The organism is Photobacterium ganghwense (assembly GCF_003025595.1).
GTDB classification, from domain to species: domain Bacteria; phylum Pseudomonadota; class Gammaproteobacteria; order Enterobacterales; family Vibrionaceae; genus Photobacterium; species Photobacterium ganghwense.
Genome location: NZ_PYMI01000007.1, coordinates 158734 through 180552, shown reverse-complemented (window position 1 = coordinate 180552; position 21819 = coordinate 158734). Strand labels below are relative to the sequence as shown.

Sequence of the window (21819 nt, the reverse complement as noted above, 5' to 3'; positions counted from 1 at the left end):
GCGGTTCTCAACATTGCTCCGACAAACTTGAGCAATAACACAATTTGCAACACCCCGTGGAGGGGTTCCCGAGTGGCCAAAGGGAGCAGACTGTAAATCTGCCGGCTCCGCCTTCGATGGTTCGAATCCGTCCCCCTCCACCATCATTCAGGCCGATAGCGCAAGCTGTCGGCCTTTTTCATACCTGAAATAAATCACATCCCTTGCACAAATTTTTACAACCGCCGCCTTCTTTCGGGTAAGCGCAAGCTCGCGTTTCCACTTTGGTTTTCTCACTGAGTAGTTCTCCGGACAGTCGCCTATCTCTCACACCGGGTAAAAATCATGTTGTCTACTTGGACAATACCTTTCTAAAATTCAAATGGATGCCATGTTCAGGAAGGGGAAACGCCTGTGCACCAGATGGGTCAGAAAGCCGTTGATAATACAGAAGTCGACAATATCCGAGTGCTGATCGTTGAAGATCATAAAAGTGCGGCCACTTTGTTAAAAAGCATTCTTCGCCAAGCCGGTGTGACAAATATCGACATTGCTCACGGCCACACTCAGGCCATTACCCGCTGCCAGCTCAATGCCTACGATCTGCTGTTTATTGACTACCACCTGGATGACATCCTGACCGGCACCGAACTGGTCAGCCTGCTGCGGCGGCGGCGTCACATCACCACTTACTGCGGCGTGATTCTGCTGTCCGGCGATCATTCTGCCGAAGTGATCCTGACCAGCTTGTCGGTCGAGCCGGACAGTTTCATCACCAAACCCATCACCACCGATCAGGTCCAGAAAAAGCTGTTTGCGGTCATGGATGAAATCACACTCAGGAAACCCATTTATCAGGCTATGGAAACCGGCAATCACGAGGAAGCCGTCAGCCTGTGTAAACAGAGCCTGCAACACAGTGGTTATCACCGGAAACGGGAAGGCTTACTGCTGGATTTACTGATGACCAATAATCAGTGGGGGCAGGCAGAACGGTTTGCCACTTTGTTGCAGAAGTACCACCCTTCGGCTCACATCAGCTTGGTGCAGGCCAAAATTGCCGCGCACAAAGACAATCTGCCGGCTGCTATCGCCCTCTTACAACGCCAGCTGACAGAAACGCCGCTACACATTGAGCTTTACGATTATCTGGCCGAATATCAGGAGCAAAACCGACAACGCTATGAAGCGCTGGAAACGGCCCAGAAAGCCCTGACCCTGACGCCGGGGATCAGCCACCGTGCATTGCGGGTTGCACGCCTGGCCGCCGAACTGGACAAAACGGAGCAGCTGATTAAGGCCGGGCACACGCTGGCTGGCCATCTGCCCATTATTGATGTGGAATGGATCATCTGTTTTTCGCAGTACATGGCAATTTACGAGCAGGCTTATTTCCAGCACGCCGCGGCCTCGCTTCGCGCCAAGCTGCGCCAGGCACTGAAACAGATCGATCGCCGGGCACAGTCACGTATTCTGCCGGCTCAGCAACCCTTTCTAACCAGCTTCAGTCACATTATGACCGCCCGGCTCACCCTCGGAAATGTCACCCCACTCAAAGCCAAACGCCGTTTATTACTCGGGATGTCGACCTATTTCGATATGATCACTAAGCTGCCGTCCGTCATGATCGCCGATGCCATGCCGCTGCTAATACACTTTGGCGAAACCCAACTCATTGCAGAATGCCTGCGGGCGCTCTCACTTCGGGATCGGTTTGACCACCACAGCCAGCAAAGACTAAGGGCGTTACGGGAAAATACCTTACTGGTACAGGCCGTCCGTCAGCTGGAACGCCGTCTGGCAGAGGCTTATGACTTACTGGAATCCCCGGAACAGGCACTGCCCCGGTATGAGGCCATCTTGGTTGATTATCCGCTCAGTACCGAAGCGAACCTGGGCCGGTTACAGTGCCTGTACGCGTTGAACATGGGGGAAGAGCAGCCCCTGCGCCAGAGCCTGCAGGCCATCAGTTCGATGCCACTGCCCGACAGCCTGGACAAATGGCGTACCCGGCTCTTTGAGCTGATGGCATCGCCCTGCAGCTCGCCGGGTCAGGTTCGTCTGATTCGTCCGTACCAGAAACGTACCCGGCAGTTTTTACTGGCCGGTTACGGGCAGGCCCCTCAGCCCGGAGAAGAGGCGTTGGGAATCTAAACCATCCGTTTTTGCTTCGGCACTGGCTTAACGTAACCGCTGAAGGAAATTTAGCCGCTTAACGCATTCCTCCCGTGGGGGGAAACCAGATCTAAATCCGGCCCCTTGGGCACAATGCCTGTCGGATTGATGTTATCGTGACTGAAATAGTAGTGGCGTTTAATGTGGTAAAAGTCCACGGTCTCAGCGACCCCTGGATACTGATACAGCTCTTTGAGGTAGCCCTGCAAGTTCGGATACTCCGCAATGCGCTGCCGGTTACACTTGAAATGGCCAACATAAACCGCATCGAAACGGATCAAAGTGGTAAACAAACGCCAGTCGGCTTCCGTCAGCCTGTCACCGGTCAGATAGCGATTGTCATTCAGATGGTCTTCGACCGCGTCCAAAGCATCAAATAGACGGTCAAACGCCGCATCGTACGCTTCCTGAGTCGTGGCAAAGCCACAACGGTACACACCGTTATTGATGTTTGGATAAATCAGCGCGTTCCATTCATCAATGTCACCCCGAAGAGCAAGTGGGTAAAAGTCGTCCTGATTCCCCGTCAGATCATCAAAAGCCGTGTTCAGCATGCGAATGATATCGGAGGATTCATTGCTGACAATGGTTTCCGTCTGCTTGTCCCATAACACAGGCACTGTGACTCGACCGGTGTAGTCCGGCTTGGCTTTAGTATAAAGCTGATGCATGAAAGAGAAACCATACAGCGGTTCTGGCTCGTCAAATTCCCAGCCATGGCTGCGCATATCAGGACTGACAACAGTCACGTCAATATGTGATTCCAGCCCTTTTAACGCGCGAAAAATGAGAGTGCGGTGGGCCCAAGGACAGGCCAGCGAGACATAGAGATGGTAGCGTCCGGATTCGGCTTTAAACCCTTTTTGACCATCCGGGCCCGGGCCGCCGTCAGCGGTCAGCCAGTGACGAAATCCGGCGTCCTCCCGCACGAACTCTCCCTTGCTGCTTTTAGTGTCATACCACACATCATGCCATTGACCGTTAACCAATTTTCCCATTGTTCATCCCTCATTGCTGACTGATGAGATGATTATAAGAAGCGCCGGTCATTCTGTCGGGAGGGGACAGTCGAGCATGATCATCGAAAATTCTGAACATGCTCACCTCCGGTTGGGCGCCTGCGCGCCCTAACGGATGAACTTGTTATACACAAACAACACTATCAGGGCCCCGAATGTCGCGGTGATCAGACTCCCGATATTGACCCCGGTTGCTGGCCCTAAACCGATGAATGATCCAACCCAGCCACCGACGAAGGCACCAACGACCCCAAGCAGAATGGTCGCAATCCAGCCGCCGCCATCGTCACCGGGCATCAGCCATTTCGCCAGCGCACCAGCAATCAGGCCGAGAATAATCCAAGAAATGATACCCATAGCCTCTCCTCATTGGGTGATGTAGTGTCTCAAAGAGCATAGTCAAAGCCTGCAACTGTCACCACATACCAGCGGAAAATTGCCTCTCCCCCGTGGTACATGAAATACAATCTATTGCATAATGTACAGCGAAAGGTGATGGCAGGTTGCCAACGCAGTCATGGATTTTCAAGCCACAGGGACATTTTCAGCCCGCTCGGTAACAGAACGATGACAGGAACGGGACAAATCAGAGAGAATACATGGAACGTATTAATGTTATTGGTACCAGCGGCAGCGGTAAATCGACGCTCAGCAAACAACTGGCGGCCCAGCTGGGATACCCTTATCACGAAATAGATGCCCTGTTCTGGAAACCCAACTGGACACAGACACCAGACAGCGAGTTACTGGACAAGATTGCGGACATCACCCACCAGCCATACTGGGTACTGGACGGTAACTACAGCCGGACAGAACCCGTAAAATGGCAACATGTCGATACCATTATCTGGGTTGATTATTCCTTCCCGAGAACCTTTTATCAGGCACTGAAGCGCGCCCTGAGCCGTTGGCTGCCCGGTAAGGAGCTCTGGCCGGGAACGGGAAATAAAGAAACGCTGGGTAATCTGTTGCTCAGCAAAGATTCCATCCTGCTCTGGACCCTCCGGAACTATGCGAAAAATCGTCGCCGTTACAGTGCCCTGATGCAATCGCCGGACTATCCCCATATCCGCTTTGTCCGCCTGCGCAGCCCGGCAGAAACACAAGCCTTCCTGAACGCCGTGCAACCTGACCAGCACGCTGACAGCAAGGATGCATCATGTTCACTATAGAGACTCGCCGACTGCGTCTGAGAGACATGCAGCCCGAAGACACCGAGGCATTTGTCGCCCTGACCCGCGATGAAAAATACCGCCGCTTTTACCACGATGATGACTGTACCCCGGCCCATTACCGTCAGCTGGCAGCCCTGTTTATGGCTCAGGCACAGGAATGCCCCAGAACCCATTACCAGCTCGCCGTCGAGCTCAAAGCTACAGGCCAGTTTATAGGTATTGCCTGCCTGAGAACCGAGGCTGACCGACAGGCAGCCATCGGCTGCGGACTGAATCGTCACTATCATGGCAAGCAGCTGATGGAAGAAGCTGCCGATGCTCTGATGACCTTCGGCTTTACGCAGTGCGGCCTTCACCGTGTGTATGCGGAAACGCTGAGTGCTAATGTCCCAGCCCTCCGGCTGTGTCGGCTACTGGGTATGCGTCAGGAGGCGCGGTTTAAACAGCACCGTTTTTTCAAAGATCAGTGGTGGGATACCATCGTCATGGCCATTCTTCGCAACGAATGGGAACAACGCTCGCCGCGTTGCTGACCTCAGGTAGCTGACCCTAAGTGCCAGTCACTCTTACCGCCGCAAAAACACGCTGGCGGCCATAAGCCGCTGGCACAGCACCAAAGGTTCCTGTTACCCTACCTGACAACCCCCTGCGTTGCTCGCGTGCTGTGCGCACGACCAGCGTAACCCTGCTGATATAGCAAAAATTATCAATCAAAGGCAGACTCATTAATGAAAGTCATTTCCTTCAATATCAATGGCCTTCGCGCCCGCCTTCACCAGCTTCAGGCCGTGATCGACAAGCACCAGCCGGACATTATCGGCCTGCAGGAAATTAAAGTGCACGATGAAGCGTTCCCGCTCGAAGACATTGAAGCGATGGGCTACCAGGTTTATTTCCACGGCCAGAAAGCCCACTACGGCGTGGCCATGCTGTGTAAACAGACTCCGCTGGAAGTGAAAAAAGGCTTCCCAACGGACGATGATGAAGCCCAGCGTCGAATGATCATGGCCACTTTTGCCCGTGAAGACGGCAGCAAAGTGACTGTCCTGAACGGCTACTTCCCTCAGGGCGATAACATCAGCCATGAAACCAAATTCCCGGCCAAAGAGAAGTACTACGCCGATCTGATGACTTACCTGAACACGCATCACAGCAACGATGAAGAGCTGATTGTGATGGGTGACATCAACATCAGCCCGATTGATCTCGATATTGGCATCGGCCCGGCCAACGCCAAACGCTGGCTGAAAACCGGTAAATGTTCATTCCAGCCAATCGAGCGTGAATGGCTGAGCACCCTGATGAATTGGGGACTGGTCGATACATTCCGTCAGCAGTACCCGGACGTGGACGACAAGTTCTCGTGGTTCGATTACCGCTCTCGTGGTTTTGATGACAACCGCGGCCTGCGTATCGACGTGATTCTGGCCACACCTGCACTGGCGCAACGCTGTATTGACAGCGGTATCGACTATGAGCTGCGCGGCATTGACAAGCCATCCGATCACGCGCCAATCTGGACGACGTTTAACTAATCTTCCGGCATACCGCAAGGAGCAACCATGAAACTGTTTGTGTTCGACCACTGCCCGTTCTGTATCAAAGCCATGATGGTCGCAGGGCTGAAAAAGCTCAGCATCGAGCGGGTTTACCTGCAAAACCACGATGTCGACGCCCGAATAGAAAAAGTGGGGGCAAACCTGGTCCCTATCCTGCAAAAAGAAGACGGCAGTTACATGGCAGAAAGCCTGGACATCGCCGCTTATCTGGATAATTGGGACGGCAATCCACAACTGGCTACCGGTAGTCAGGATCACAATATCGCTGCGTGGGCGGAAGCCTCCCGGCCTTATACCAGCCGCCTGCTCTACCCGCGCTGGATGATGATTGACCTGCCGGAATTCCAATGTCAGGAAGCCAAAGCCTGGTTTACGAAAAATAAATCCGCAATGCTGGAGCAGGACTTCGACACCGCGTTTGCCCAGACAGAAGAAAACCTGGCGAAGGTCAATGCTTCATTCGGCCTGCTGGACTGGCTGGTACTGCCGTCTGAACGCCACAATCTGCTGAGCTACGATGACGTCAACCTGTTCCCGTCACTGCGTAACCTGACTGTAGTGAAAGGGATTCAGTTCCCGCCTCGTGTACGTCAGTACATTGAGGAAGTGGCGGCACTGACCGGCATTGCACTGTACGACGATGTGGCGGTTTAACGGCTTCCGCTGAGATTGAGATTGAGATTGAGATTGAGAGAATAGCGAAATACGGTGAGGTAAGGCTAAGTAAATTGAAGTGAAGTGAAAAGCCGTGAAATGTAGTGAGATTCAGTGAGGGGAACAACGCCATTCGTCATGTTGGAAACCGAACGGAAACACTATTCACGCGGTCAGAACCAAACGCCTGACCTTCCAGCTTGAACCATCCGATCCAAAAAAGCGCCGGGATGAATTCATCCCGGCGCTTTTTGATTAGCTGTGATGTGGGTGACTGACTCCCAGTTAAGGTACCGCCTTCGTGTGACAGACGAACCTCATATCCCACAAAACTCAACCACGATAACGATCACCTTACGATAAAGTTCACATCACGACAGGGCGCGCATGTGACGCATCCAACGTCCTTCCATTTTACGGAAACACCACAGAATCGTGAACGTCAGAACCATATAGCACATTCCGGCAAACAGGTACGATTCAAACGGCGCATAGTAACGGGAGTTAACAATACGCGCGGCACCGGTCAAATCCACGATGGTCACAATCCCGGCGACGGCCGAGCCGTGCAGCATGAAGATCACTTCGTTACTGTAAGCCGGCAATGCACGGCGCAGTGAGCTCGGCAGGATAATGCGGCTGAACGCCTGCCACTGACTCATACCGTAGGCCTTGGCCGCTTCAATTTCCCCTTTCGGCATGCTGTTGATTGAGCCACGTACGATTTCCGCCGTATATGCTGCCGTGTTCAGCACGAACGCCACCAGCGCACAGAACCAAGCTTCCTGCCATAACGTCCCCTGCACATCCATCAGCTGGCTCAGCCCGTAGTAGATCAGGTAGAGCTGGATCAGCAACGGCGTGCCGCGGAAGAAATAAATAAATGCCCAGGCCGGCCCGTAAATCAACGGTTGACGACTGTTACGCGCTACCCCGACAGGCACCGCAATCATTAAGCCAATGATCAATGCGACCACAACCATCCAAAAGGTGGTATAAAAACCCTGCCAATAAATTGGCCACGAGTCAGACAGAATACTGAAGTCCATACTTACCTCGTGTGAATGCTGAATTTACGCTCTGCCCACTTCAGGCCAGTGGTCGACAGCGAGGTGAAAACAAGAAAAATAATGGCAACGCTCATGTAGAAGGTAAACGGCATCTGGGTTGTCCCCGCCGCCAGTGCTCCTTTGCGCACCATGTCGTCAAGCCCGATAACAGACACCAGTGCCGTGGTTTTCAGCAGCACCAGCCAGTTGTTACCAAATCCCGGCAGGGCGTGACGAATCATCTGAGGCAACAGAATGCGTCGGAATGACAGCACACTGCCCATCCCATAGGCTTTGGCCGCTTCCAGTTCGCCCTTGTCGACCGCCAGGATAGCGCCACGGAACGTTTCGGCCATATACGCACCGAAAATGAAGCCAATGGTCATAATACCGGCTACAAAAGGACTGATCTCAATATAGTCAGGCAGATAAGTGGCCCACTCATGATTAGGATCGCTGGAAGAAAAAAAGTTGTTGATAGATTCATTGAGCTGATAAAGGCTGTCGTTGAGCAGCATTTGCCCGCCGAAGAAAATCAGCATCATTAACACCAGATCCGGGATACCACGAATCACCGTGGTGTAAGTTGTGGCAACAGCACGCGCCCAACGGTACGGAGACAGTTTCGCCAGAGCGCCGACCATCCCCAGAATCATGGCCAAAATGAGAGATAGCAAGGCCACTTGCAGGGTGATCAGAGCCCCTTCCATCAGTGACCATTCGTAACCTTTTAAATCAATCAAAAGGAAGCTCCTTATTACGACTCAGGAGGAGAATCAGCCCCGGAAGACAAAAACTTCCGGGACTGTTGCTCTGTGATTAAGCGTTATTGCCCGTATACGTCATAAGCGAAGTATTTAGACGCGATTTCCTGGTAGATCCCTTTCTCACGCAGAGATTTGATCGCTTCATCCAGTTTCTTGGTCAGATCTTTATCCTGTTTGCGTACCGCAATCCCGAAGCCTTCGCCGAACCACTGCGGATCAGTCAGAGACGGACCGATAAACTCGAAGTCGTCACCGCCCGCTTTTTTCAGCAGACCGTCTTCAAGTGCAGACGCATCACCCAAAATTGTCGCAATACGACCAGCTTTCAGATCCAGGTAGGCATCATCAAACGAGCCGTAACGGACAATCTCAACGGCATCACCGTAGTTATCCGTCAGGTATTTGTCGTGCGTAGTCGCACGCTGTACGCCGACTTTCACCCCTTTCAGACCTTCTTTGGTGAACACAATGTCCGTGCCTTTCTTCGCCACGAACTTATTTGGGATCAGGGCGTACTTACCGGTAAAGTCGACTTTCTTCTTACGCTCATCGGTAATCGACATCGCCGCGATGATGGCATCATATTTACGCGCCAGCAGTGACGGAATAATGCCGTCCCAGTCCTGGGCCACGATCTTACATTTCGCCTGCATTTCCTGACACAGCGCATTCGCCATGTCGACATCAAAGCCTTTCAGTTCACCGCTTGGTTCCGTCCAGCTGAACGGAGGGTAAGCCCCTTCAATACCAAAACGCACGGTGTTCCATTCTTTTGCCTGGGCAGAGGTAACGCCTAGTGCTGAAACGACAGCAGCGGCCAAAATCCATTTTTTCATCTTCTACTCCTGTTATGTTTGCTTTGTCTGTTGTTATTGTCCTGATTACCTGACAAGTCTTTGCCCGTCCGGTTTTGTCCCATCAATATATAGAAGAAATAAACTGTTGCAGACGTTCTGAATCCGGGTTAGTGAATAATTTTGCAGGTTCTCCCTGCTCTTCCACTTTACCCTGATGTAAAAACATGACCTGATTTGAGACATCACGAGCGAAAGCCATCTCGTGGGTCACCACCAGCATAGTACGGCCTTCCTGCGCCAGATCCTGCATAACACCCAGTACCTCGCCCACCAATTCCGGGTCTAACGCCGAGGTAGGTTCATCAAACAGCATCACTTCCGGGTCAACGGCCAGTGCACGCGCAATCGCCGCACGCTGCTGCTGGCCACCCGACAGGTGACCGGGGTAATAATGACGACGCTCATACAGACCGACTTTTTTCAGCAGGGCTTCTGCCCGCTCAATGGCTTCAGCTTTAGGCACGCCCAGAACGTGAACCGGTGCTTCAATAACATTGCCCAGTACCGTCATATGCGACCAGAGGTTGAATCCCTGAAACACCATTGCCAGGCGGGAGCGAATGCGCTGCACCTGCTTTTCATCAACCGGCAGGTACTCGCCCTGACGATTGTTTTTCATTTTGATCAGTTCGCCGTTTACCCAAATCTCCCCCTGGGTCGGGGTTTCAAGCAAATTAATACAGCGAAGAAAAGTACTCTTGCCTGAGCCGGAAGAGCCAATAATAGAAATCACATCACCACGGTGGGCAGTTAGTGAAATCCCTTTCAGGACTTCATTCTGACCGAAAGATTTGTGTAAATCCTTTACATCAAGCGCCACTTCACCTGCCATGTGCGCTAACTCCTGTATTCCGTGAACAACTTACATCCAAAAAAATCCGACCTTTTGCCATCGTTCGCGGGTTTTCGCCTCTGGTGAAAACCTACACTTTTACGGTAGACAGATTGCCTGCTTTTCGAACACTTTCTCGAAGGTATCACTACCCATTCAATTTGGCAACATTTCATTAACTTACCGAATGATAGAATAAAAAATTACATTTTACGCATAAAACAGTCAAGAACCCCGACTCGAGAGTATTTGATCCATCCCGCAACATGGCGTAGCTTATCTTTATAAAATACCGCCATAACCAGCATCATCCGGTAAACCCATGTTCAGCAGTTTTTTTTCGCACCAGCCCACGCTTCAGATATCAGCCTTACTTATTGTTTTAAATCTATTTTCAACCAACCTTCTCGCCACAGAACCAGCCTTCAAAAACCCGAGCATTCTGACGCTTGTACCGGAATACAAAGACAGTATCACTGCTAATTTCAATCCCTTTTTAAAGTCCAGCATGCCTACAACGCATGAATTTATTTTTGAGCCACTGGTGATATTTAATACGCTTCAGAACAACAAACCTGAATACCGTTTAGCCACCCACTATGCGCTCGATCCGGATTTAAAAGGGATACACTTCACCTTGCGCCGGGGGGTAAAGTGGTCTGACGGAAAACCTTTTACCGCTGATGATGTGCTGTTTTCCTTTGCCATTGCGCAAAAATATCCAGAACTGGATTCCCATGGCATTAACCAGTGGGTGCAAAAAATCGAGAAGCGGTCACAGTATGAGGTCTATTTCCGGCTGAAGAAGCCTAATGCTTTGGTCGCATACACGCTGGTCTTGCTGCCGATAGTGCCTGAGCACCAATGGCGCACGGTGACCGATTATGTACACTTCACCAATCCAGTCCCTGTCGGTACAGGGCCTTTTACAGAAATCCACGCGCTGAGTGACTCCGGCTACCTCCAGTGCGCCAATCCCGTATACTGGCAGGCCAGCGAGCGACATATTGACTGCCTGCGCTATCCCAAGGTCACCAATAATGATGACTTCATCACGCGTATTGCCTCCGGCGAATTTGACTGGACCGGCAGTTTCATCCCGGACATCGAACGGCATTACGCCTCGCTTTCTCCTGATTTCCAATACTGGCTGCCACCGGCCAGCAATATCAGCCTGATGTTCAATTTCAGGGCACAGGATCCGAAAGTCCGCGCGGTTTTCAACCAGCTGGCGTTCCGGCGGGCCGTTTCGATGGCCATTCAGCGCCAGTTGATGATCGACATTGCCACTTTCGGACAAGGTGAGCCATCCCGTTTTGCATCCGGGATGAGTGAGCGTTTTCAAAGCTGGGCCAATCCGCTTGAAGCGGAGCGCTACCGGCCCTACATGACCTACAACCCACAATTGGCTGGTGATTTGCTGGCGCAGATTCAGGTGACGGACCAGAACAATGATGGCTGGCGTGACCTGCCGTCCGGGAAACCACTGGAACTCACGATTATGACGCCTCGTGGCTGGACCGATTTCAATACCACGGCACTGCTTGCCAGTGAAATGCTGCGGGAAATCGGTCTGAAGGTGAGCACTATTGAGACGAACTTCAATGAGTTTGCTGAGCGATTCAGCCATGCCGACTACCAGCTGGCACTGACCAATTACCCGCAGGGACCGACCCCGTTTAAGTACTTCGATATGGCCTTCAACAGCGCCTATCAGGCGCCGCAGTATCCCCGCTATGCCAAACATTATTACCGGGATCCGGCGATCGATACCTTGCTGGCCCGCTTCCCGGTCGCGCCGACCGCGAAGCAGCGTCTGGCAATCATCCATGAGCTGAGCCATATCACCGCCAGCCGACAGATCACAGTGCCGCTCTACAACACCGTGCAGTTTTACCAGTACAACACCCGTCGGTTCACGGGCTGGTTCAACAAAGATAACCCGGTCGCCAGTCCGCTGGTCTGGCCGCAGGCACCAGAGCGGTTGCTGCATGTGCTGGCCCTTCGCCCAACAGCCACCGATACCGAAACCCGGCAGGCCGGTGATGAGCATCCGGTGAAACACTAAGACGAAGAAAGAGGCAAGCCCGGGCTGAATCTATTCAGTCCGGGCTTGTTGTGGATAGGGTGATTGATTAAAGACTATGACTTAAAGCATTATTGTTAAAGAGTTAGTATTTAGCACATTGCCACTTAACACATTGCTACTTAAAGACTATTTGAACAGGCTGATGCGTTATCCACCAAATACCTCCTCCGTGGGCTTACGCAGCCAGCGCCGCCCCGACAAACAGCAGAATCACGGTAACCACCAGCACCATAATAACAAACGGCATCACCCACTTGAGGAAACGTTCATACGGAATTTTGGCCAGCGCCAGCCCCGCTACCAGATGCCCGGCTGTCGGCGCAAAAATATTGATCCAACCGCTGGCTGACTGATACGCGGTGATGATCAGATCCCGCCCGATGCCGGAAAAGTCGGCCAGCGGAGCCATCAACGGCATAGAAACGGTCGCCAGACCGGAAGTCGACGGTATGAAGAAGCTCAGCACGATATGGACGAAGTAGGTCACCACAACAAATACGCCTGAGGAAAGGCCGGTAACCACACCTTCCGCCCAGTTCAGGATGGTATCGATGATCACACCGTTATCCATGACCACATAAATCCCCCGCGCCACCGCAACTACCAACGCAACCCCGATCAGATCCTTGGCTCCCTCCAGGAAGGTTTTGATAAACACTCCTTCCCCCATGCGGTTGATCACCGCAATCACAATCGCAGCGGTCAGAAACAGCGTAGACAGCTCATCAAACCACCACCACAGGGTCGGAATCGCGGTAATGCCCATGTCTTCCCACGGGATCACACCGTAGATCATCACCAGAAACGCACCAAAGAAGATCGCCATGGTCCACTTCTGACGGGTCGTAAATTCACCGCCATCTTCACTGATGTGGGAGAATTCATCATCAAACTGGATATCGGCCAGCACCGAACAGGCGTGATCGGCTTTAACCCTGGCGGCGTAGCGCATGACAAACCAGGATGCCAACACCACCAGAATCACCAGCTGAATCAGGCGCAGGCCAATCCCGTCACCAATCGGCAGTCCGGCAAACCCTGACGCAATCCCGGTTGCAAACGGGTTGACGGTTGAGGCCAGCACCCCGACGCCAGATCCCAGCAGAATGATGCCCGCCGCAACCATCCGGTCATACCCGGCCGCAGCCATGACCGGCAGGATCACCGCCCAGAAGGCGACCGTTTCTTCAGCCATCCCGTAGGTGGAACCGCCCAGAGCAAACAGCGAGATCAGTACCGGGATCATCAGTTGCTCACGCCCATGGAACCGGCGGACTATCGAGGCCACCCCGGCATCCATCGCCCCGGTACGCATGGTCACGGCGAGAAAACCACCTATCACCAGCACGAACAGCGCCACATCAACAGCTTTGTGAAAGCCTTTAATCGGGGCCATCAGCACATCGACAATCCCCTGCGGGGACGATTCCAACTCCTGATAAGTACCCGGTATCGGCAGCAGACGTTCGCCGCCGCTGTAGTTGAGTACCTCCGCCGCCGGAATGACCTGATCGGTGCCATTGACCAGATAGTCATATTTCCCGGCAGGCATGATCCAGGTCAGCGCAGCCACCAGCGCGATAATAATGAACAGGATGGTATATACAGTCGGCATGGAAAACTTACGTTTCATATTGCCAGCCTCAGTCGTTGTTGTTGTCATAACGCCACTCCCTGCAAACGATAGATTGCCTCGGCATACACCTTCATGGCCTGCATCATGTCATCAATGATCAGGTACTCATCAGGCATGTGCTCTACCTTGTCACGCCCCGGGAAAATCGCCCCGTACGCGACACAATTCGGAATCGCCCGGGCATACGTCGCACCGCCGGACGTCATCGGCAAGCTGTCCATATCACCGCTCACGGCCTGATACGCATCCATCAGGGCAGTGATTACCGGGCTGTCAGCAGGCATATACAGAGAGGGCAGCACATCAAACTCTTCGTATCGCAGGCCATACTGTTCGGCAACGGCCTGTATATCCGTATCATAGTCGGCTTTGCTGAAAGTGACGGGAACCCGGATATCCAATCCGATACGGCTGTGCTCTGGTGTAATTGTCAGCTTGGCCACATTACAGGTCAGCCGACCGCTGACATCCTCCACCGGGCCAAAAATTTCCCGGGCATTAGCATCCTCACCAATCTGTTCGGCAATCAACTTCACAGCCGGATGGGTTTCACCCAACTGGCGCAATGCCAGGCACAGGCGGGCAATGGCATTGACTCCCTTAGTATCGGCCGAGGCCGAATGCGCCGCCTTGCCGAACACCACCACCTCGGCATCTTCTGCGGTAAAGTCATACCCCAGTTCATCGAGCTTGGCGGCCAACTCTTCCCACAGCGGACCTTCATAGCGTGCCAGCTCCGGCACCGCATTCAGCGCCCCGTCACAGGCCAGTTCAATCAGCGGATCACCCGGCCCATGTAACCAAGCCTGAATCAGCATTTTTTCCGCGTGAATCAGCGGAAAGGCAGAGTCCGGGGTGAACCCGCACTGCGGCACTTCTTCCTTGGCCAGATAACGATCAATGCAGCGCCACAGGGTTTCTTCGTCCGTTCCGAAAATAAAACGTACCCGTTTTTCGAGCTGTACCCCGCTGTCCAGCAAGGCTTTGACCGCAAACAGTGCGGCCAGCGTCGGCCCTTTGTCGTCCTGCGCGCCGCGACCGTATAGACGGCCGTCGCGCACTTCCGGGCTGAACGGGTCTGATTGCCAGGCCGAACGCTCACCGGTTGGTACAACATCAAGGTGCCCCAGAACCCCAATCATCTGCTCACCACTGCCAATTTCGGCATAGCCGTAATAACCAGCCGGATCCTTGAAGGTGAGGAACCCCATTTCCCGGCACAGTGCCAGAGTGGCATCCAGACAATCATCAATCGGTTGTCCGAAAGGTGTCCCGCTGTCATCTTCCTGCCAGACACTCGGAATGGCCACCAGGCGTTTCACCGCAGCCAGGTAATCGTCACGCATTGCATCAATGGCAGTCGCTATTTTTGTTGTCGCTATTTTGGCTTTCATCGCATCCCTCTCAGCTCCATCTGATTTAGTCTGCTTATTATTCCCAGTACCGACTAAACCAACAAAAAGGCAGCTCGATTTAGAATTATCAGTTAGTTGTATCTTTATTGACCAAGGTATTCTGCTACAGGGATAGCCAGCAATCTGTGATAGCTTTCACTGCTTATCCGGACACAGTGGGACACAGCTCAAAGACTGAACAACTTCTGCCACACCGAGGCCGGGATCATTGATAGTGATCACATTTAGTTTTCCGCGCTGAAATTGGTTATACTTCGCGCCACTCAACATCCTCGACGAGATCGATAATGAAAACATTTATTCCGGGTAAAGACGCCGCGCTTGAAGAATCTATCGAGCGTTTTCAGAACAAACTCAAAGACCTAGGCTTCAATATTGAAGAAGCTTCTTGGCTGAATCCGGTACCAAACGTGTGGTCTGTTCACATCCGCGATGTGGATGCCCCAATGAACTTCACCAACGGTAAAGGTGCCACCAAGAAGGCTGCACTGGCTTCAGCACTGGGCGAGTACTTTGAACGTCTGTCAACGAACTACTTTTACGCTGACTACTACCTGGATGAAGCGATCGCCAACAGCGAGTTTGTTCATTATCCGAATGAGAAGTGGTTCCCGGTTGATCTGGAAGAAAACCTGCCGCCGGAAGGCATTCTGGACGAGCGTCTGACCCAGTTCTACGATCCGACGCTGGAGCTGCTGGGTACCGATCTGATCGATCTGCAGTCGAGCAACATGAAACGCGGCATTTGCTGCCTGCCGTTTGAGCGCCAGAGTGACAAAGAAACGGTGTACATCCCGATGAACATCATCGGTAACCTGTACGTCTCGAACGGGATGTCTGCCGGTAACACCAGAACCGAAGCCCGCACTCAGGGTCTGTCTGAAGTGTTCGAGCGTGCGATCAAAAACCGTATCATCGCTGAGCGCATCAGCCTGCCGGAAATCCCGTCACACGTGGTAGAGCGTTTCCCGGGTATCAAGGCATCTATCGACACCCTTGAAGCCGAAGGTTTCCCTATCTACTGCTACGACGCCTCTCTGGGCGGTAAGTACCCAGTGATTTGCGTGGTACTGCTGAACCCGACCAACAGCACCTGTTTTGCCTCTTTCGGTGCTCACCCGCGCTTTGAAGTTGCTTTCGAGCGTACTGTGACCGAGCTGCTGCAGGGTCGTGGGCTGAAAGATCTGGACGTGTTCCCTGAGCCGTCATTCGACAACGAGGAAGTGAGCGATCACCACAACCTGGAAACCCACTTCATTGATTCTTCAGGCCTGATCTCCTGGGATCTGTTCAAAGCGGATGCCGATTACGAGTTCGTAGACTGGAACTTCAGCGGCACCTCAGAAGAAGAGTTCAACCACCTGCTGGCGCTGCTGCACGAAGAAGGCACTGATGCCTACATCGCCGACTATGATCATCTGGGCGTTGACTGCTGTCGCATCATCGTACCGGGCTGGTCTGAGATCTATCCGGTTGAAGAGCTGATCGAAGCCAACAACAACGTAGCAATGGAGCTGCGCGAAACCCTGCTGGCCCTGCCAAAAGTAGAATGGGAAGCCGAACAGTACGCCGAAATGTTCCACATTCTGGAAGAAGAAGGTTTCGATGACTTTAACCGTCTGTATGAGATTGTTGGCTTGGTCCCACAAGCTGGCAATGCATGGCAGACCCTGCGAATCGGTGAGCTGAAGTGTCTGCTGGCACTGGCTGGCGGCGATCTGGAGCTGGCGCTGGAGCATGCGAACTGGTGTGTGGACTACAACGTGTCTACCTACAGCGCAGAACGCGCCCGCTTCTTCCGCTGCCTGGTTGCCAGCCTGAAACTGGCCCTGGACGAAGAACGCGATCCGGCCCAGTTCAAGCCGGCCTTCGAACGTATGTTTGGTGAAGAAACCGTTGCTGCAGCATGGGGCTCCATTGAGGGTACCGTTCGTTTCCACGGCCTGACTGCCGGCGATCTGAGCATGACGCAGTTCCCGGCTCACCAGAAGCTTCTGGCGTCTTACCACAAGCTGCAGGCTGCCAAAAAAGCACACGCACAAAAATAAGCCGCTATTTTCGCCGCTGAATTAACGACAATGCCAGCCTTCAGGCTGGCATTTTTGTACTTTTTTTTCAGCCTGATTTTTGCTCACCGCTCAACTAAAGTTGAATTTTATGAACAGACTTCCCCCTTGCCCGTTCGGTCACCCACGTTCACATTTGTAGCACAAATATGTCGTATTTCACTCAAAATTAACCACTGAAATCAAGTGGTTATTGTTGCTTTTTAGTTTTGCGAGCTAATTCACACGGCCAATTTTTTTATAAACATTCTTTCATATCCGGCAATATTTCGACTCACCACTCAATTTTTTTTGGTTATTTTCTTTCAATTTTTGAGTGAGCCTGATCAAGATCAATTTTACCGAACGACGCAAGCGGTACACTGCCTCCAAAATTGGTGAAAGTTAATTACACTTAATGGCAGCTTGCGTGGGACAATCCCGATGCAGTCATGCAAACACAATTCACCAGCATTATAAGAATTATTTTTTAATGTAGAACGAGGCACTTATGTCATCACAAGAAAGAAGTTACCAGGAGCTCCACCGCCCTGCTTCTGACTTCGCTAGTCGCTCCGACTATCTTGATCATGAGCTGAAAATCATGAAACCTCGCCGTTGGGGATTAAACCTGCCGGGTCGTGATTTTCGCTTTGAGCTGGAAGATTTGGTTCCGGCCCTGGCGGGCACTATTGCGATTATCGCGATGTACTCGTCTGTCGCCATGTCTTGGGCTGATGGCCTGAGCGCGGCCTGGGAACATGTTGAACTCGGTAAGACGTTCGCCATTGAAGTTGCCCGGGTCGAAATGTTAATCCCCGCCCTGCTGTTCTGTATTCTTGCTTCCGGATTCTTCAACCCTCGCGCTAACCTGGCCGGTAACCACGGTCCAATGATTCCACTGATCGGTACAATTGCTCTGGCGGGTGCCCACCCTCTGGCGCTGGCCATTCTGATCGGTGTATTTGGTTTGCTGCTGAGCTATTTTAAAGGGGGCTCCAAACTGGTTAACCTAACCAGTGAAGGGGTGGCCGGCGGCTTATTGATATTCCTTGGTTTTACCGGTGCCATGAGCCAAATCAGCGACATTCAGTCATGGGCCGTGGGGCTGGAAAGTGCCGATGTCGCAAAAGGCAGCCTGGGCTACATTGGCCTGGTGGTGCTGGCGGTCAACGTTATTCTGTACGCCTACCTGGCGAAAGTGAACAAACGCTGGCTGGCGATTCCGGCATGTGCGGTAACCGGTCTGTTTGTCTCACTGGCTCTGGGCGCGGGCTTCGACCTGGTGTTTGAAACAGAAACCGGCCTGCCTAACCTGAACCCGGTTTACTGGTGGGGCAGCACTGAACATGGCTGGATGCTGGGTCTGCCGAATCTGCAGCACTTCATCGCCTCTCTGCCATTCGCGATTCTGGCGGTTGCTATGTGGTCTCCGGACTTCCTGGGTCACCGTATCTTCCAGGAACTGAACTACCCGAAAGGCACTGACCGCGTACTGATGGACGTGGACGACACCATGACAACCTGTTCACTGCGTCAGATGGTCGGTACTGCTGTAGGTGGCTGTAACATTACGTCTTCCTGGGGTACTTACATTATTCCGGCAGGTATCGCGAAGCGTCCAATCCCGGCGGGTGCTATCCTGCTAGGCAGCTTCTGTATCATCGTAGCGATTCTGGGCTTCCCGATGGACGTTGCCGTGTGGCCACCAGTAATGCGTATCGCGCTGCTGGTAGGGGTATTCCTGCCACTGCTGGAAGCAGGTGTGCAGATGGTGAAAGACACGAAAGATTCACAAGCAGCTGGTATCTGTGTCTTTGCAGCGATGGTGACTAACCCGGTTCTGGCCTGGGCCCTGACCATGCTACTAGATAACAACGGTTTGATTGGGAACAAAGAACGTGCCACAAAACTGTCTATGATCGATAAAGTCGTCATTCCGGCAGGCGCACTGATTATCTGTCTGGTTGCCATGCTGGCAGTCGGCATGCTTGAAGGCCAATACGGTATTCCGGCGTTACTATAATTGAGACAGGGGCAGTGCCTGCACTGCCCCTCTCAGAACCCACTCACATTAACGGGAAGTAAGAGCACCAATACGAATAACCGACACAACCGTTTCAGCACGATGCATTGGTTATCCGTATTATTGTTCAAAGTGTACTGTTGCCCCATACGGGCAGGCGGGCTCAACAGCCGACTCAGTACGTGTTTTTTCTACTAAAAAGGTAGGTATGTCATGGCAGAGCAATTTGCTAAAGCTTGGGAAGGTTTCACTGCGGGTGATTGGCAGAACGAAGTAAACGTACGTGACTTCATTCAGAAGAACTACACGCCATATGAAGGCGATGAGTCTTTCCTGGTTTCTGAAGGTACTGAAGCGACTAAATCGCTTTGGGCTAAAGTAATGGAAGGCATCAAACAGGAAAACTCTACTCACGCACCTGTTGATTTCGATACTTCTGTTATCTCTACCATCACTGCTCACGACGCGGGTTACATCAACAAAGATCTGGAAACTATCGTTGGTCTGCAGACTGATGCGCCGCTGAAGCGTGCCATCATTCCTAACGGTGGTATCCGCATGGTTGAAGGTTCGTGCAAAGCGTATGATCGCGAACTGGATCCGATGGTGAAGAAAATCTTTACTGAATACCGCAAAACGCACAACGCCGGCGTATTCGACATCTACACACCAGAAATTCTGGCTTGTCGTAAGTCTGGTGTTCTGACTGGTTTGCCAGATGCTTACGGCCGTGGTCGTATCATCGGTGACTACCGTCGTGTTGCACTGTACGGTATCGACTTCCTGATGAAAGACAAACTGGCTCAGTTCACGTCTCTGCAGGAAAAATTCGAAAACGGCGAAGATCTGCAAATGACCATGCAACTGCGTGAAGAAATTGCAGAACAACACCGCGCGCTAGGCCAGATGAAAACCATGGCTGCGAAATACGGTTGTGATATTTCTCGCCCAGCAGAAACGGCTCAAGAAGCTATCCAGTGGACTTACTTCGGTTACTTGGCTGCGGTTAAATCTCAGAACGGTGCAGCAATGTCACTGGGTCGTACTTCTACGTTCCTAGACGTGTACATCCAACGTGATATCGAAGCCGGTAAGATCAATGAAGAACAAGCTCAGGAAATGATCGACCACTTCGTGATGAAGCTGCGTATGGTTCGCTTCCTGCGTACTCCTGAGTACGATGAACTGTTCTCTGGTGACCCAATCTGGGCAACAGAATCTATGGGCGGTATGGGTCTTGACGGCCGTACTCTGGTAACTCGTACTAACTTCCGCTTCCTGAACAGCCTGTACACTATGGGTCCATCTCCGGAGCCAAACATCACTGTACTGTGGTCTGAGCAGCTGCCTGACGGCTTCAAGCGTTTCTGTGCGAAGGTATCTATCGATACGTCTTCAATCCAGTACGAAAACGACGACCTGATGCGCCCAGACTTCGAGTCTGACGACTACGCAATCGCATGTTGTGTATCGCCAATGATTGTTGGTAAGCAAATGCAGTTCTTCGGTGCCCGTGCGAACCTGGCGAAAACCATGCTGTACAGCATCAACGGCGGTGTGGATGAGAAGCTGAAGATGCAGGTTGGTCCTCAGATGCCGAAGATCACTGATGAAGTGCTGGACTTCGACACTGTTTGGAACAGCATGGATCACTTCATGGACTGGCTGGCGAAGCAGTACGTGACTGCCCTGAATGCTATCCACTTCATGCACGACAAGTACAGCTACGAAGCGGCTCTGATGGCGCTGCACGATCGTGACGTGAAACGTACTATGGCATGTGGTATCGCAGGTCTGTCTGTAGCTGCTGACTCCCTGTCTGCGATCAAGTACGCGAAAGTGAAACCAGTTCGTGACGAAGACGGTATCGCTATTGACTTCGAAATCGAAGGCGACTATCCGAAATTCGGTAACAACGATGCACGCGTTGATGACATCGCTTGCGAACTTGTTGAAACCTTCATGAACAAGATCCGTAAGCTGAACACTTACCGCAATGCTGAGCCAACTCAGTCAATCCTGACTATCACTTCAAACGTGGTATACGGTAAGAAAACAGGTAACACGCCAGACGGTCGTCGTGCAGGCGCGCCATTTGCTCCAGGTGCAAACCCAATGCACGGCCGTGATGAGAAAGGTGCAGTAGCCTCTCTGACTTCAGTTGGTAAACTGCCATTCTCTGATGCGAAAGACGGTATCTCATACACCTTCTCTATCGTGCCAAACGCACTGGGTAAAGATGTTGATACTCAGAAAGCAAACCTGGCGGGTCTGATGGATGGTTACTTCCACCACGAGTCTGGTATCGAAGGCGGTCAGCACCTGAACGTTAACGTACTGAACCGTGAAACCCTGGAAGATGCCGTTAAGCACCCAGAGAAGTACCCACAGCTGACTATCCGTGTATCGGGTTACGCTGTACGCTTTAACTCTCTGACGGCTGAACAGCAACAAGACGTTATCGCACGTACATTCACTCAGTCTCTGTAAGACTGGTCGGAGCCTGCATTCAGGCTCCGGTGAAAACGAAAAAGCCGGTTTA

General features: G+C 52.3%; 17 protein-coding genes and 1 tRNA gene. 10 read left to right on the top strand and 8 right to left on the bottom strand.

The window, feature by feature from the left end; genetic code table 11:
- Positions 1–58 precede the first annotated feature (58 nt).
- Positions 59–143 (top strand) — tRNA-Tyr (locus C9I92_RS21230).
- 259 nt (positions 144–402) lie between these two features.
- Positions 403–2133, top strand: a complete 1731-nt coding sequence (locus C9I92_RS21225) for a response regulator (protein ID WP_047887378.1) — start codon at positions 403–405, stop codon at positions 2131–2133.
- A gap of 50 nt (positions 2134–2183) precedes the next feature.
- Here C9I92_RS21225 and C9I92_RS21220 read toward each other — a convergent pair whose 3' ends face one another.
- Positions 2184–3152: a glutathione S-transferase family protein gene (locus C9I92_RS21220; protein WP_047887379.1), complete on the bottom strand. Its 969-nt coding sequence runs from the start codon at positions 3150–3152 to the stop codon at positions 2184–2186.
- Positions 3153–3281: 129 nt separating this feature from the next.
- Positions 3282–3530, bottom strand: a complete 249-nt coding sequence (locus C9I92_RS21215) for a GlsB/YeaQ/YmgE family stress response membrane protein (RefSeq protein ID WP_047887380.1) — start codon at positions 3528–3530, stop codon at positions 3282–3284.
- A 242-nt stretch (positions 3531–3772) separates the two neighbouring features.
- On the opposite strand from C9I92_RS21215, the gene C9I92_RS21210 reads away from it, so the two are divergent.
- From C9I92_RS21210 to grxB, 4 genes are all read left to right on the top strand, one after another.
- Positions 3773–4345 carry a P-loop NTPase family protein gene (locus C9I92_RS21210; protein ID WP_047887381.1) on the top strand — a complete coding sequence of 191 codons (573 nt, stop codon included), beginning with the start codon at positions 3773–3775 and terminating at the stop codon, positions 4343–4345.
- A complete protein-coding gene (locus C9I92_RS21205) occupies positions 4333–4881 on the top strand; it encodes a GNAT family N-acetyltransferase (RefSeq protein WP_047887382.1) in 549 nt (182 codons plus the stop codon). Before C9I92_RS21210 ends, C9I92_RS21205 begins: the two co-directional genes overlap by 13 nt.
- A gap of 195 nt (positions 4882–5076) precedes the next feature.
- A complete protein-coding gene (gene xthA, locus C9I92_RS21200) occupies positions 5077–5883 on the top strand; it encodes an exodeoxyribonuclease III (RefSeq protein ID WP_047887383.1) in 807 nt (268 codons plus the stop codon).
- A 27-nt stretch (positions 5884–5910) separates the two neighbouring features.
- Entirely contained in the window at positions 5911–6561 is a 651-nt protein-coding gene (gene grxB / locus C9I92_RS21195) for a glutaredoxin 2 (RefSeq protein ID WP_047887384.1), read from the top strand.
- Positions 6562–6932: 371 nt separating this feature from the next.
- Here grxB and C9I92_RS21190 read toward each other — a convergent pair whose 3' ends face one another.
- The 4 genes from C9I92_RS21190 to C9I92_RS21175 all read right to left on the bottom strand — a co-directional run bounded on the left by C9I92_RS21190 (position 6933) and on the right by C9I92_RS21175 (position 10066).
- Positions 6933–7610: an ABC transporter permease gene (locus C9I92_RS21190; RefSeq protein ID WP_047887385.1), complete on the bottom strand. Its 678-nt coding sequence runs from the start codon at positions 7608–7610 to the stop codon at positions 6933–6935.
- 2 nt (positions 7611–7612) lie between these two features.
- Complete coding sequence (locus C9I92_RS21185) at positions 7613–8353, bottom strand: ABC transporter permease (RefSeq protein ID WP_047887386.1); 741 nt, start codon at positions 8351–8353, stop codon at positions 7613–7615.
- Between the two features lie 83 nt (positions 8354–8436).
- A complete protein-coding gene (locus C9I92_RS21180; protein ID WP_047887387.1) occupies positions 8437–9213 on the bottom strand; it encodes an ABC transporter substrate-binding protein in 777 nt (258 codons plus the stop codon).
- A gap of 82 nt (positions 9214–9295) precedes the next feature.
- Complete coding sequence (locus tag C9I92_RS21175) at positions 9296–10066, bottom strand: ABC transporter ATP-binding protein (protein WP_047887388.1); 771 nt, start codon at positions 10064–10066, stop codon at positions 9296–9298.
- Positions 10067–10574: 508 nt separating this feature from the next.
- On the opposite strand from C9I92_RS21175, the gene C9I92_RS21170 reads away from it, so the two are divergent.
- On the top strand, positions 10575–12134 hold the full coding sequence (locus tag C9I92_RS21170) for an ABC transporter substrate-binding protein (protein WP_248827398.1): 1560 nt from the start codon (positions 10575–10577) through the stop codon (positions 12132–12134).
- A 196-nt stretch (positions 12135–12330) separates the two neighbouring features.
- On the opposite strand, the gene C9I92_RS21165 is transcribed toward C9I92_RS21170, so the two are convergent.
- Both C9I92_RS21165 and C9I92_RS21160 read right to left on the bottom strand, forming a co-directional pair.
- Complete coding sequence (locus C9I92_RS21165; RefSeq protein WP_047887389.1) at positions 12331–13818, bottom strand: YfcC family protein; 1488 nt, start codon at positions 13816–13818, stop codon at positions 12331–12333.
- Complete coding sequence (locus tag C9I92_RS21160) at positions 13815–15185, bottom strand: M20 family metallopeptidase (protein WP_047887390.1); 1371 nt, start codon at positions 15183–15185, stop codon at positions 13815–13817. The genes C9I92_RS21165 and C9I92_RS21160 overlap by 4 nt, the downstream gene beginning before the upstream one ends.
- A 308-nt stretch (positions 15186–15493) precedes the next feature.
- On the opposite strand from C9I92_RS21160, the gene ycaO reads away from it, so the two are divergent.
- The 3 genes from ycaO (at position 15494) to pflB (ending at position 21767) form a co-directional block, all read left to right on the top strand.
- Entirely contained in the window at positions 15494–17254 is a 1761-nt protein-coding gene (gene ycaO / locus C9I92_RS21155; protein WP_047887391.1) for a 30S ribosomal protein S12 methylthiotransferase accessory factor YcaO, read from the top strand.
- A 508-nt stretch (positions 17255–17762) separates the two neighbouring features.
- Positions 17763–19277 (top strand): DUF3360 family protein, encoded by a 1515-nt coding sequence (locus C9I92_RS21150; protein WP_047887392.1) that lies wholly within the window; start codon positions 17763–17765, stop codon positions 19275–19277.
- Positions 19278–19490: 213 nt separating this feature from the next.
- Positions 19491–21767, top strand: coding sequence for a formate C-acetyltransferase (gene pflB / locus C9I92_RS21145; RefSeq protein WP_047887393.1), 2277 nt, complete (start codon positions 19491–19493; stop codon positions 21765–21767).
- The last annotated feature ends 52 nt before the right edge of the window (positions 21768–21819 follow it).

Bases quoted from the DNA above. Each gene is read 5' to 3' on its own strand.
- C9I92_RS21225 (WP_047887378.1), top strand. From the start codon at position 403: ATGGGTCAGAAAGCCGTTGATAATACAGAAGTCGACAATATCCGAGTG.
- C9I92_RS21220 (WP_047887379.1), bottom strand. From the start codon at position 3,152: ATGGGAAAATTGGTTAACGGTCAATGGCATGATGTGTGGTATGACACT.
- C9I92_RS21215 (WP_047887380.1), bottom strand. From the start codon at position 3,530: ATGGGTATCATTTCTTGGATTATTCTCGGCCTGATTGCTGGTGCGCTG.
- C9I92_RS21210 (WP_047887381.1), top strand. From the start codon at position 3,773: ATGGAACGTATTAATGTTATTGGTACCAGCGGCAGCGGTAAATCGACG.
- C9I92_RS21205 (WP_047887382.1), top strand. From the start codon at position 4,333: ATGTTCACTATAGAGACTCGCCGACTGCGTCTGAGAGACATGCAGCCC.
- xthA (WP_047887383.1), top strand. From the start codon at position 5,077: ATGAAAGTCATTTCCTTCAATATCAATGGCCTTCGCGCCCGCCTTCAC.
- grxB (WP_047887384.1), top strand. From the start codon at position 5,911: ATGAAACTGTTTGTGTTCGACCACTGCCCGTTCTGTATCAAAGCCATG.
- C9I92_RS21190 (WP_047887385.1), bottom strand. From the start codon at position 7,610: ATGGACTTCAGTATTCTGTCTGACTCGTGGCCAATTTATTGGCAGGGT.
- C9I92_RS21180 (WP_047887387.1), bottom strand. From the start codon at position 9,213: ATGAAAAAATGGATTTTGGCCGCTGCTGTCGTTTCAGCACTAGGCGTT.
- C9I92_RS21175 (WP_047887388.1), bottom strand. From the start codon at position 10,066: ATGGCAGGTGAAGTGGCGCTTGATGTAAAGGATTTACACAAATCTTTC.
- C9I92_RS21170 (WP_248827398.1), top strand. From the start codon at position 10,575: ATGCCTACAACGCATGAATTTATTTTTGAGCCACTGGTGATATTTAAT.
- C9I92_RS21165 (WP_047887389.1), bottom strand. From the start codon at position 13,818: ATGACAACAACAACGACTGAGGCTGGCAATATGAAACGTAAGTTTTCC.
- C9I92_RS21160 (WP_047887390.1), bottom strand. From the start codon at position 15,185: ATGAAAGCCAAAATAGCGACAACAAAAATAGCGACTGCCATTGATGCA.
- ycaO (WP_047887391.1), top strand. From the start codon at position 15,494: ATGAAAACATTTATTCCGGGTAAAGACGCCGCGCTTGAAGAATCTATC.
- C9I92_RS21150 (WP_047887392.1), top strand. From the start codon at position 17,763: ATGTCATCACAAGAAAGAAGTTACCAGGAGCTCCACCGCCCTGCTTCT.
- pflB (WP_047887393.1), top strand. From the start codon at position 19,491: ATGGCAGAGCAATTTGCTAAAGCTTGGGAAGGTTTCACTGCGGGTGAT.